Here is a 12,139-nt window from a genome sequence, read left to right as displayed (position 1 = left end):
GCGGACATCGCCTACGAAGCTGAGTCCGTGCTGCGGCTTTTGGGCCATATTGTGCGGGACAGATCCGGGGCAGAATGGCGCGTCCTGGACCTCATGACCCCCGGCGTCCGCGGACAGCAGAAAGCGGTGGCCCAGGAACTCGGCATCACCACGCAGGCCGTCAGCAAGGCTGTGGCCAGGGCCCAGTGGAACGAGGAACACGCTGCCCGTCCCGCCGCCGCACGGCTGCTGGCGCTCATCCTCGAGGTGCGCTGAACGCAGCTGACTCACGCCGCCGCTACTGCATGGCGCAGATGAACACCTCTGACCGACCTCGAACGAGCGTGTTCGTATCCCTTGAAGCACACACGGCTCGAACATAGTCTCGCTGTGCCCGGCTTCCCCGATCCGCTAAGCATCGGACCCGCACATCGGCCGGATCAGCGCAGCACCCCGAGACCCCGAGGTACAACAATGACGTTTTCCGCACGAAGAATCCGAAGGCCGGTGGCTGTACTGGCAGCGGCCGTCACGGCCCTGGCAGGGCTGGCGCTGGCGCCGGCGACACTCCCTGCAACCGCCGCAGACGAGCCAACCCCGGTGACCATCACCCCGAATCCTGCCAGCCGCGGCGAGGCGTTCGAAGGCTGGGGCACCAGCCTGGTCTGGTTTGCCAACGCGACGGCGGGCTACTCCCCCGAGCTCCGGGAGGAGCTCTACCAGAAGGTGTTCGGCAAAGACGGCCTCAACCTCAACATCGCCCGCTACAACGTGGGCGGCGGGAATGCCTCGGACGTCGCCAATTACCTCAACGACGGCAGTGCTGTGGAGGGGTGGTGGAAGCCGGTCACGGAGCCCGCGGCGGGCGGTGCGGCGTCGAACCTTTACAGGCCCGACGGCTCCGTGGACCCGGCCCAGGCGAACAAGCTGGCCTTCCTGAACCAGTGGAACCCGGACGATCCCGCGTCCTACAATCCCGACTCCGACCAGAACCAGCGCTGGTGGGTGGAACAGCTCGCGGCTGAGCAGCAGATCACCCACTGGGAGGCGTTCAGCAACTCCCCGCCGTGGTTCATGACCAAGAGCGGCTACGTGTCCGGCCAGGTCAACTCGAACAAGGGCGAGAATCTGCTGCCCCAGGCGGAAGCCAAGTTCGCCGCGTACATGAAGCACGCCGTCGAACTCCTGGAGCAGGGCAGCGGCATCACGGTGGACACCATTGATCCGTTCAACGAGCCAAACTCCGGCTACTGGGGCACGGACATCAACGCCGCCACCGGAAAGCCGCCCACCACCTATACCCAAAAACAGGAGGGCGCGCTGATCTACCCGGCCGCCCAGGACCGCGTCACCAAGCTGCTGGCCGCCGAACTGGCCGAAGACAGCACCACCACGGACGTCGTCATCTCCGCGATGGACGAGACCGATCCCACGAAGTTCATGACCAACTGGAACGGCTACAGCCAGGAAGCCAAGGACGCCGTCGCCCAGCTGAATGTCCACACGTACGGCACCAACGACCGCCGCCGCGTCCGCGACCTGGCCAGCTCCACTGACAAGCCCCTGTGGATGAGCGAGGTGGGCGGCTTCTGGCCCGGCAACCCTGTGCTGGGTGACTCCACGAGCGGATGGGACCGCTCCAACATCACCAACGGCCTGGGCATCGCCGGCCGCATGGTCAACGATCTGCGCGAACTCGAGCCGGATGCCTGGGTCTTCTGGCAGCCTGTGGAGGACACCTACAAGCAGGAAAAAGGCGACAAGGGCTGGGGTTCCATCTACATCGACTTCGACTGCAACTACGAGGGCCGCGAGGGCTTCTCCAACCGTCGGCTCAACGACGGCGCGTCCCAGGATCAAGCCAAGTGCAAGGTGCTGACCAACCAGAAGTACAACACCACCCGGAACTTCACGCACTACATCCGCCCCGGCGACTTCCTGATCCAGAACGACAACACCAAGACCGCCAGCGCCCTGCGCGCGGACGGCAACGGCGCCACGCTGGTGCACTTCAATGACACGCCGACGGCGGAAAAGGTCACCCTGGACCTCAGCCGCTTCGGCAGCATCGCTCCCGGCGCCACCGTCACGCCTGTCGTCACCACCAAGTCCCCGTTGGACGACATCGAGCGCAACGCGCTCGTCAAGGGTGCCCCGGTCGCCGTCAACACGGCGGCCAAGTCCGCAACGCTGGAGGTTCCTGCCGCATCCGTGGTGACGTTCGTCGTCGACGGCGTCAGCGGGGTTGCGGAGGACGCCGCGCCAGTTCTGGACGGGCACAGCTACCACCTCACCGGCGAGGCCAGCCGCAAGTACCTGACGGCGCGTGCGAACGGAGGCGCTTCGATCGAGGAGCTGGGCACGGACGCTGTCGGCGTCGGCCCGCAGCTGTGGACGTTCAACGCCGTGAGCGGTGACGACGAGTTCGCCAACGACCGCCGCTGGGTCCTGACGAACAAGGACGGCCGAGTGCTCACAGGCAACGGCGGTGTGCTGAACGCCAGCCAGTCGGGAGCCGCGTCGCTGGCCACCATAAGCCTCGAGCAGGCCAAAGCCACGCCGTCCGCACAGTGGATCGTGACCACGGAAAATGGCAAGCAATGGTCCCTGGTCAATGCAGCCGCGGCGATCGCGCTGCAGGTTTCCGGCAACCAGACGGCGGCAGGGACAGGCATCACGCTGGCGTCGTCAACCGGAACCACGGCCACTGCCACCTCGAATCCGCATCAGGCCTGGGCCTTCACCGACCTGGCGGACCTGGTGCTCCTCGGAACCGAACGGACCGAGCTCAGCACACCCACGGGCGTCGCACCTGTCCTCCCCAGCACCATGACTCCGCTGTATGAGGCCGGCCCCGGCCGGCCGCTGGCCGTCACGTGGGACGCGGTGGACCCGGCGGTGTGGCAGCAGGAAGGCACCGTAACGATTCATGGCTCCGGCGTGGATCCCTACGGCCAGACCTTCGACGACGCCGAACTCACCGTCACTGTGGGCAGCTATGTCGCCACGGATCCGGTGTCCGTCACGGTTGGTACGGGCGCCACTTTGGCTGACGTCCAGGCCCTAGCTCCCGCTACCGTCCCCGGGCAGATCGGTGCCGGTCCTGCCCGCAACCCGCTCGCTGTGGCCTGGGACTGGACCGCCCTTGATGCCGGCGCACTGCAAGCCGCCGGAACCGTCACAGTGCCGGGCAAGGCCGCCGGCACGGACGGACAACTGGACGCGGTCCTGACTGTCCTGGTGGTGGACCGCGTTCCGAGCAGCAACATCTGCAAGGACGATCCCACCACCGCGGTGACAGCGAGCTACACCGAAGGCTCCTACATCCCGAAAAACACCTGCGATGCCAACACGGCCACCCGCTGGTCCAACTGGGTCAGCGGCGGACGCAACGGCGACAGCCTGAGCTACGCCTTCAGCCGCAACTACACGGTGGACTCCGTAACCGTGACGTCCGCCGAGAAGGCAGCCCAGAGCCTCAAGATCCAGTTCCAGGATGCCTCGGGCGCCTGGCAGGACACGTCGGCGGGAACCATCACGGGCCTGACGACGGCGGCGCCGGTCACCGTCCGGTTTGATCCGGTCACCACGCGCGGTATCCGGGTTTCGTTCGTCACCACGGGCTCCTTCACGAAGGTTGCCGAGGTGGCCATCGCCGGCTCCCGCGTGGGCGAAGCAGGCATTGCTGATCTCGGCCGGCTCCTGGTGGACCAGGCATCTGTGGTGGGTTTCGCAGCCGCAACCACCGGCTATCAGGTGCTGACGACGTCGGCGACACCCGCCGTCGTCGGCTATCCCCTGGACACGAACGCCAAGGTGACGGTCCAGCAGGCAACGGCCGAAAACCCGACGGCGGTAGTCACCGTGACAGCGCCGGACGGCACCGTGAAGGCGTACCGCCTGGACTTCTCCACGGGCAAGGATGCGTGCAGGAACGGCGGCTGGAAGACCAGCCCGTCACCGCACTTCGGCAACCAAGGCGAGTGCGTGAGCTACTTCGCGGCCGGGAAGTAGCCCCAGCTGGAAGCGGCGCCCCCGGCCGGATTCATTCCGGCCGGGGGCGTCCCTGTGGATCACGACCCGGGCCTGCGGGCGGCTATGCTGAGGAAAAACCGGCCGCAGCACGGCACGGCACGGGCATGGCGGCAAGGACCAGCAGCACTGGTCGCGGAAGGACAACCGAATGGCGCGAGCGACAGTCCAGGACGTCGCCAAGACAGCAGGGGTGTCCGTAGGGACCGTGTCCCGCGTCTTGAACAAGAGTCCGGCCGTCAGCGAGTCGAGCAAGGAAAAGGTCACCGCGGCCATCCGGCAGCTCAATTACCGCCCCCTCGCCTCTGCCCGCGACCTGCGCCGGGACCGGACCATGCGCATTCTGGCCCTCGCCAAGAACCTGAACTCGCCCATCATCAGCGAAGCCTTCCGGGGTGTCGGCGACGCCGCGGCCTCGTCGGGCTATGTCAGCCTCATCGCCCCGACCGCCGGGGACCCGGAACGGGAACAGCAGCTGGTGGACATGCTCCGCAACGGATCCGTGGACGGGCTGATCATGTTTTCGCCGACGATGCCGGACGAAGATGTCGACGAAATGGCCGAGCAGCTAAGCGTTGTCCAGGTCTGCGAGATCGCCGACTCCGAGGCTGCGTTCGGCGTATCCATCGACGACCGGCAGGCCGCCTTCGACATCACCACGCACCTCATTGACACGGGCGGCCGCCGCTTGGCGATGATCGGCAACAGAGCCGCCCGCTCCGGCCGGCTGCGCGAGGAAGGCTTCCGCCAGGCGGCTGCCGAAGCGGGTATATCCCCGGACCAGACGCTGTTCGTGGAAGGTGAGTTCGACTTCCACACCGGGCGCCGCCTCACCAGGAAGCTGCTGAAGGCAGACCCCCTTCCCGACGCCGTGTTCTGCGGCAGCGATACCGTCGCCGCCGGATGCGTCCGTGAAATCACCGACGCCGGGCTCCGCGTGCCGGACGACATCGCCGTGGCAGGTTTTGATGACTCAGTGCAGGCGGAAATGTGCGTCCCGGAGCTGACCACGATCAGACAGCCGGCTTATGACATGGGCCGTCTGGCTTTCGAAGAGCTCCTGGCGAGGATGACAGTGCCGGGGGTTCACCGCCGCGGCCGGACTTTCCTCCCGCATGAGCTCGTAATTCGGGACTCGACGAAGAACTAAGCAGGGGTTGACAGCCTCACGTGGCGCCTGTCACACTTCTTTGGAATCGATTCCAAGCTTTCCGACGGGGCGCTTTGGCTCCAATTTGGAATCGATTCCAAAAGTAGAATTCGAAAAGAAGCCGGCCAGGCAAAGGAGCCACTCGTGGACTTGATTCGACCTTCTTCTCCGCTCCAGGAGGACACCACACCATCCCAGGCTGTGGCACGCACCACCGCCCTGCACTGCAGTTCCCGGCGGCGTCCGCGCACCGTTGCCGTCGCCGCTGCGGCCATGGCTGCGGGACTGCTGCTGAGCGGGTGCGGCGGCGGCGCCGCCACCCCTGGTGCGGAAAACGCGTCAGCTGCCGATCCGGCGTCGGCCGCTGGCGCCACCGGCAGCATCAACATCTGCGGCGGCAAGGACGCCTCTGGGATCTACAAAGGCACGGCGGAGGCCTTCACCACGGCGAACGGCAAGGTCACGGCCAAGTACACCGAAATCGGAGCAACTACAGACGAGGCCCGCACGCAGGCCGTGCAGCGGCTCGAAGGCAAGTCCACCGAATGCGATATCTTCCTCACGGACGTCATCTGGACGTCCGAGTTCGCCTCCCAGGGCTGGCTGCTGGACCAGACCAAGCTCGTCGAGGCCAACAAGGACCGGCTCATCCCCTCCACCGTGGAGACCGCCAAGTACGAGGACAAGTACTGGGCTTCCCCGTTCTTCACCAACGCGGGACTCGTGTACTACCAGAAGGACAAGGTGGCCAAGCCGGAGACCTGGCAGCAGCTCTACGCTGAGGCAGCCGCGGCCCCCGGCAACAGCTTCGTCTACCAGGGCAAGCAGTACGAGGGCCTCACGGTCAACTTCCTGGAGATGCTCTACAGCGCCGGCGGAGAGGTGCTGGACAGCAAAGGCGAGGTCAAGATCGATTCACCGGAGACCCGTGAGGTGCTCGACTTCATGAGCCAAGGCCTCAAGGACGGCTCCGCGGAACGTGCGGTGCTGACCTACAACGAGGACCCGGCCCGGCTGGCCTACGAGTCCGGCAACTACGGGTACCAGCGCAACTGGCCGCACGTATTCCGCCTGCTCAACGCCACCCCGCTGGCAGGCAGCTTCGGCGTGGCTCCGCTTCCGGCCTGGGAGGGCGGCAAGGCCTCGGGCGTCCTGGGCGGCTGGAACCTGGCCATCTCGGCCCACTCGACCAACCAGGCAGGGGCAGTGTCCTTCATCGACTTCGCCACCACCCCGGACTGGCAGAAGCACGTGGCCATGGACTTCTCGCAGGCCCCTGTCAATGAAGCCGCCTACTCCGACGCCGCTGTCCTGGCGAAGATGCCGTTCGCCACCGAACTGCTCGCCTCCGTCAAGGGCGCCAAGCCCCGCCCGATCTCCCCCGTCTACCCGCAGATCTCGCAGGCGATCTACAAAAACGTCTACGCAGTCCTCTCCGGCGCCGCCTCCACCGAGGACGCCGTGAAGAGCATGGCCGAAGAGATCAAGACCGCAAAGGCGAGCTTCTGATCATGGCACTCAAATCCCTATCCCCCGGCCGCGGGGTGAACAGTCACGGGTTGAACGGCCGCGAGGTGAAGAGCCGCGGCGGGAACGGCCGCGACCGGGCGGAGCGGCGCGTTGCGTTCCGGATGACCGCACCGTCCCTGGTCCTCATGGCCCTGGTGGCAGCGGTCCCCATCGGCTACGCGCTCTGGCTGTCACTGAACCAGTACAGCGTCCGCACCGCCGGGCTGTCCCGCTTCGTCGGTTTGGAAAACTACATCACGGCGCTCAGCGGGCCGCACTGGTGGGCCGCTTTCGGCCAGACGTTCCTCTTCGCGGGACTTTCGGTTTCGCTGGAGCTGGTGCTCGGCACTGCGATGGCGCTGCTGCTCAACCTCGCCTTCAAGGGCCGCGCACTCCTGCGCACCGTGGTCCTGCTGCCCTACGCGGTGGTGACCGTGGTCAGCGCCATCACTTGGGAAACGATGTTCGCGCCCAACCTGGGCCTGGTCACCAACGTCCTCTCGACGCTGGGCCTGCCGGGCGGCGACGTCGTCTGGCTCGGTGAGCACGGCTACGCGATGGCCGTGATTGTCCTGGCCGACGTCTGGAAGACGACGCCATTCGCGGCCCTCATCATCCTGGCCGGCCTGCAGGTCATTTCGGCCGAGACCTACGAGGCGGCGGAACTCGACGGTGCCAGCAAGTGGCAGGCCTTCGTCAACATCACACTGCCGCTGTTGCGTCCCGCGATTGTACTCGCGGCGATTTTCCGCACCATGGATGCCCTGCGCGTCTTCGACCTGCCGTTTGTGCTCACCCGCGGCGCCAACGGCACCGAGTCCATGTCAATGCTGGCCTACACCCAGCTGCGCGAAAACCGCCTGGTGGGCGAAGGATCGGCGCTGTCCATCCTGACCTTCCTTACCGTCATGGCCGTTTCGGTGGTCTACATCCGCTTCGCCGGGGGCAACATCCGTGAAGTCGCCAAGGAGGAACAATGAGCACCCTGACTGCACAGCGCACGACGGCGGCACCCGCCGCCCCCGGTAGGGCACCGAAGCGCCGGTCACCCAGGCGCAGGCTCCGCGGCGAGGCGAAGCTGCACCCGGTCGTGTGGGTCTTCGTGTTCGCCGTTATGGGTTTCTCGCTCATACCGTTCTACTGGCTGGTCAACACGTCCCTCAAGCAGGGCGTGAGCCTGTCCAAGGGGGAGCTGTTCCCGAGCCAGCCCACGTTCGAGAACTACCTGGCGGTGTTCCAGAACCCCGAGTTCCTCCTTGCCCTGCGCAACTCGGTGATCATCGCCGTCGTCACCACCACGGTGGCGCTGGTGTTCGCTTCCTTCGCCGCCTACGCGCTGGCCAGGCTGAAGATGCGGCGCAAAGCAATGATCCTGACCCTCATCCTCTCGGTCACCACCTTCCCGGCCATCGCCATCGCGGCCCCGATGTTCTCGATCTGGCGCGAAATCGGCCTGTACGACACGCTCCTGGGCCTCATCATCCCGAAGCTGACGTTTGCGTTGCCGCTGGCCATCTACACGCTGACCTCCTTCTTCAAGGAGATTCCGCGTGAGCTCGAGGAATCGGCGTACATGGACGGGGCCACGCCGTTCATGGCCTTCCGCAAGGTCATCCTGCCGCTGGCGGTCCCGGGCCTTGCCACCACGGCGATCCTGGTGTTCATCTCGGTCTGGAACGAATTCCTGCTTGCCGTCACCCTGACCACATCGCCGGAGGCCCGTCCGGTCCCGGTGGCGATCGCGTTCTTCAGCGGAACCAGCGAGTTTGACCAGCCGCTGGGCACCATCAGTGCCGCGTCGGTGATCATCACGGTCCCGCTCGTCATCCTGGTACTCCTGTGCCAGAAGCGCATCGTGTCCGGCATGACCGCCGGCGCCGTCAAGGGCTAAAACCTCACCAATCAAGTTCCCAAACAACACAAGAAAAGGAAATATCGTGAGCAACGAGCAGTCCCCGGGACAGCAGGCCGCTTCCCTGAAGGAACCACAAGCCGGAGAACTGAGGGTGGGCGTCGTCGGCATTGGCTGGGCGGGACAGCAGCACCTCAAGGCCTACGATTCCCTGGAAGGCGTCCGCATCGTGTCGCTGGCAGGGATGGAACAGGAGCTCCGCGACTCCCTGCAGGCCGAATACTCGATCCCGAACGCCTTCGCCGGCTGGGAAGAGATGCTGGAGCACGGGGGCCTGGACGCTATCAGCGTGGCAGTGCCGACCTTCCTGCACGCACCCATCGCCATCGCCGCCCTCGAGCGCGGCCTGCACGTGCTGAGCGAGAAGCCGATCGCACGCAACGCCGTCGAAGGCCAGGCCATGGTGGACGCCGCCCGCGGGGCAGGACGCGTCCTGGACGTCGCCTTCAACCACCGCCGCCGTGGTGATATCCAGGCGCTCAAGGAAGTGATCGACGGCGGCGGCCTGGGACGCCCGTACTACGCCAAGGCATCCTGGCTGCGCCGCTCCGGCATCCCGATGCTGGGGAGCTGGTTTACCAACCCCGAACTCGCAGGCGGCGGGCCGCTGGCCGACATCGGCGTCCACGCCCTCGATTACGCCCTGCACCTGCTCGGCGAACCGAAAGTCGTGGCAGTGTCCGCCACCACCCATTCAGAGCTGGGCCCCCGCGGCCGGGGCGGCAACGACCGCTACACCGCCATGGCTGCCAGCAACGCGTTCGAGGTGGAAGACTTCGCGTCCGCGTTCCTGCGGCTGGAAGGCGGCGCGACGCTGCTGATAGAGGCCGGCTGGGCCAGCTACCGGGAGACGGACGACGTACTGGACTTCATGGTCTACGGGACCGACGGCGGAGCCGAGCTCAAGGTCCAAGGCACCCCCCTGGCACCTGTCGGTAAGCTGAGGGTCTTCACGGAAAAGGACGGCGAAAACGCCGACTACGTGCCGCAGGCCCTGCCAGGCAAGGCGCATCAGGCCGTGGTGGACGACTTCGTGGCGGCGGTGCGCGGCGTTGCGGACGGCTGGGGCCGGCACGACGGATCCCAGGCGCTCTACCGGGCCCAAATCATCGACGCCTGCTACCAGTCGGCGCAGGAGCAAAGGGAGGTTCGTCTCTAATGAACAACAAGCTGAGAATCCGGGTCTGGAACGAGGGCGTCCACGAGGCCCTCAACGAGCCGTCCCACATCGGGGAAATCTACCCCGACGGCATCCACGGTGCCATCGCGGCCGGGCTGCGCTCCTACTACCCGGACGCCGAGATCACGACGGCTGTCCTGGCCACCGACGATGAGCACGGCCTCGACGAGGACATCCTCGCCGACACCGACGTCCTGCTGTGGTGGGGCCACATGGCCCACGCCGAGGTGAGCGAGGCCGTCGTCGAACGCGTCCACCGGCACGTCCTGGGCGGCATGGGGCTCATCGTGCTCCATTCGGGGCACTTCGCCAAGGTTTTCACGCGGCTGCTGGGCACCAGCTGCTCCCTGGCGTGGCGGAACGACGGCGAACGCGAGCTCGTGTGGACCGTCAAGCCGTCGCATCCCATCGCCGAGGGCGTGGACAGCCCCATCGTCATCCCCGAGCAGGAGATGTACGGCGAGCTGTTCGACATCCCGGACCCCGACGACCTGATCTTCATCAGCTCGTTCGCCGGCGGCGAGGTGTTCCGGTCCGGGGTCACGTTCACCCGGGGCAAGGGCCGGATCTTCTACTTCAGCCCCGGCGACCAGGAATACCCGGTGTACCACCACCCGCAGATCCAGCGGGTCCTCGCGAACGGCGTGCGCTGGGCGGCACAGCCTGAGCTGCACCGTTCGGTACCGGCTGTGAGCAACCCTGCCCGGGGCTGGTTCGACGAGGCTTAAGGGTTAGCGAACCCCTCCCAGACGGCGGCGACGTCAACAACGGTACCGTCCGCGAACTCGAACCGTCCGCCGCCACCAGGACCGCCTTGGGTGGGGACAAACCGGACGCCGGCAGCGGCTTCAGCACCTCCCGCACCGGCGAGGACGACGACGGCGGCATAGTCGCCGTCGTCGGCCGCGCCCGGCGTGCCGATCCACGGAATAGTGAGCCGCTCCCCCACCGGGTGCGCGGCTTCGCGGTGCCAGGTTCCGGCGTCGTCCAGGGGTGAGCCCCAGCCGGCAAGGGGACGGATTTCGCTCTCCGTCGGGGACTCCGCATCCACGGGCCAGCCGCCGATCCGCAGCCTCGCGGGCGTGCCGGGGGATGTGCCCTGAACGCGGACCAGCCGCACCTCCACCGCGCCGCGCGTCAGCGAAACCACTGTGATTTCCGGCCCGGGCGTCGCGGTTCCCCTGGCCCCGCTGCCATGGTCCGGACCGCCGTCGGGATCCACCGCGATCCAGTTGGCCGTGGCCCGGGAGGCACCGGCGAGGACGCCGCCCAGATCCTTCTGGCCAAGGAACTCGAAGCCCGTGCGGTGCGTGAGGCGGCCCGCTGCGTCCACCAGCACAACGGCATTGTCCAGGGACTCCGGCTCAAGGTCCGGAAAAGTGTGCGTGGAGTATCCCAGCCGGGCGTAGAGCGGGGAATCGGCGACCACCACTCCAGCATTGGCGTGGTCGGTGCCGTGGTTCCGGATCCGGACAACGCCGTCGGCCGCTGTTCCGTCCACCTGCCAGCCGGGCGCCGCGATGAGCCGCCGGGTGTCCCCGGCCTCCACGGGCAGGGGCTCTTCGACGGCGGTCCACACCCGGTGGTCGGCCGGGAGCGCAAGTCCCAGGAAGCCCTTCGCGGCCCAGTATGGTGACCCTGCGCCCGAATAGGACTGCCTCATGCCGGCGAATTCGCCGTGCCAGCCGATCGAAAGGAGTCCGTCATCGGTGATGGCGCCGCGGCGGGCGAAGTAGTCCAGCATGCCGGAGGCCGCGCGCCGGCTCAGCCCGGGAGACAGCCGCGTGTGGCCGGCAAGTTCGCCGGTCCAGAACGGGGCGGCCGCGGCGAAGCGGTAGATGAGGCTGCGGCCCTGGATGAGCGGAGCCCCGTTGGCTCCGACGAGGTGGGCGGCGTCGTCGAGGTAGTCGGCGAGCCGGGCGCCGTCGAGCTTTTTGCGGGCCTGCACGCGCGGATCATCCGGCGCCATCAGCGCCCAAAGCTGGGGGTAGACCTGGAAGGCCCAGCCCACGTAGTGGTCGTAGGCCCGCTCTGGACCGTCGGCAAACCAGCCATGGCCGCGGTAGAGCGAATCGTGGATGGCCAGGCCGGCGTCGATGTCCGCGTCCGACGAACGCCCGCCGACGCTTGCAAGGAAGGTTTCCACCACAATCTGGAACCAGACCCAGTTGATGGGTGGATAGTCCTCGCCGATCACCGTTTCGAACCAGGCAACCAGCTGTTCCTGGACCCGCTGCGGGAGCTTGTCCCACAGCACATCGCGGGTCAGGGCCAGCCCAACTGCCAACGAAGCGGCCTCCACCTTGGCCTGGCCCAGCTCCCCGGGGGTCGGCCACCGGTCAGGATTCGCCGGGTCCGTGCCGGCGTCGAGGCCCCG

8 protein-coding genes and 1 pseudogene are annotated in these 12,139 nt (G+C 66.8%); 8 read left to right on the top strand and 1 reads right to left on the bottom strand.

Annotated features, from left to right (window positions below; all coding sequences use genetic code 11):
• The 8 genes and pseudogenes from V6M49_RS17400 to V6M49_RS17365 all read left to right on the top strand — a co-directional run.
• Positions 1-255: pseudogene (locus tag V6M49_RS17400) on the top strand (hypothetical protein); the annotation flags it as partial.
• A gap of 231 nt (positions 256-486) precedes the next feature.
• Positions 487-3,993, top strand: coding sequence for a discoidin domain-containing protein (locus V6M49_RS17395; protein WP_332762326.1), 3,507 nt, complete (start codon positions 487-489; stop codon positions 3,991-3,993).
• A 169-nt stretch (positions 3,994-4,162) separates the two neighbouring features.
• Entirely contained in the window at positions 4,163-5,161 is a 999-nt protein-coding gene (locus tag V6M49_RS17390) for a LacI family DNA-binding transcriptional regulator (RefSeq protein ID WP_141139118.1), read from the top strand.
• 144 nt (positions 5,162-5,305) lie between these two features.
• Positions 5,306-6,670 carry an ABC transporter substrate-binding protein gene (locus V6M49_RS17385; protein WP_332762323.1) on the top strand — a complete coding sequence of 455 codons (1,365 nt, stop codon included), beginning with the start codon at positions 5,306-5,308 and terminating at the stop codon, positions 6,668-6,670.
• A 2-nt stretch (positions 6,671-6,672) separates the two neighbouring features.
• Positions 6,673-7,650, top strand: coding sequence for a carbohydrate ABC transporter permease (locus V6M49_RS17380; RefSeq protein WP_332762322.1), 978 nt, complete (start codon positions 6,673-6,675; stop codon positions 7,648-7,650).
• On the top strand, positions 7,647-8,561 hold the full coding sequence (locus tag V6M49_RS17375; protein ID WP_332762320.1) for a carbohydrate ABC transporter permease: 915 nt from the start codon (positions 7,647-7,649) through the stop codon (positions 8,559-8,561). The genes V6M49_RS17380 and V6M49_RS17375 overlap by 4 nt, the downstream gene beginning before the upstream one ends.
• Before the next feature lie 85 nt (positions 8,562-8,646).
• Positions 8,647-9,741, top strand: a complete 1,095-nt coding sequence (locus V6M49_RS17370; protein WP_332762328.1) for a Gfo/Idh/MocA family protein — start codon at positions 8,647-8,649, stop codon at positions 9,739-9,741.
• On the top strand, positions 9,741-10,490 hold the full coding sequence (locus V6M49_RS17365) for a ThuA domain-containing protein (protein ID WP_332762318.1): 750 nt from the start codon (positions 9,741-9,743) through the stop codon (positions 10,488-10,490). Before V6M49_RS17370 ends, V6M49_RS17365 begins: the two co-directional genes overlap by 1 nt.
• On the opposite strand, the gene V6M49_RS17360 is transcribed toward V6M49_RS17365, so the two are convergent.
• The coding region (locus V6M49_RS17360) for a DUF2264 domain-containing protein (RefSeq protein WP_332762316.1) at positions 10,487-12,139 on the bottom strand (1,653 nt) is incomplete at its 5' end. The genes V6M49_RS17365 and V6M49_RS17360 overlap by 4 nt on opposite strands.

The sequence above is a fragment of the Pseudarthrobacter sp. genome, from assembly GCF_036675385.1.
Taxonomy (GTDB): domain Bacteria; phylum Actinomycetota; class Actinomycetes; order Actinomycetales; family Micrococcaceae; genus Arthrobacter.
Note: the sequence above shows the minus strand (reverse complement) of the source record. Positions and strands in the feature narration are given on the sequence as shown.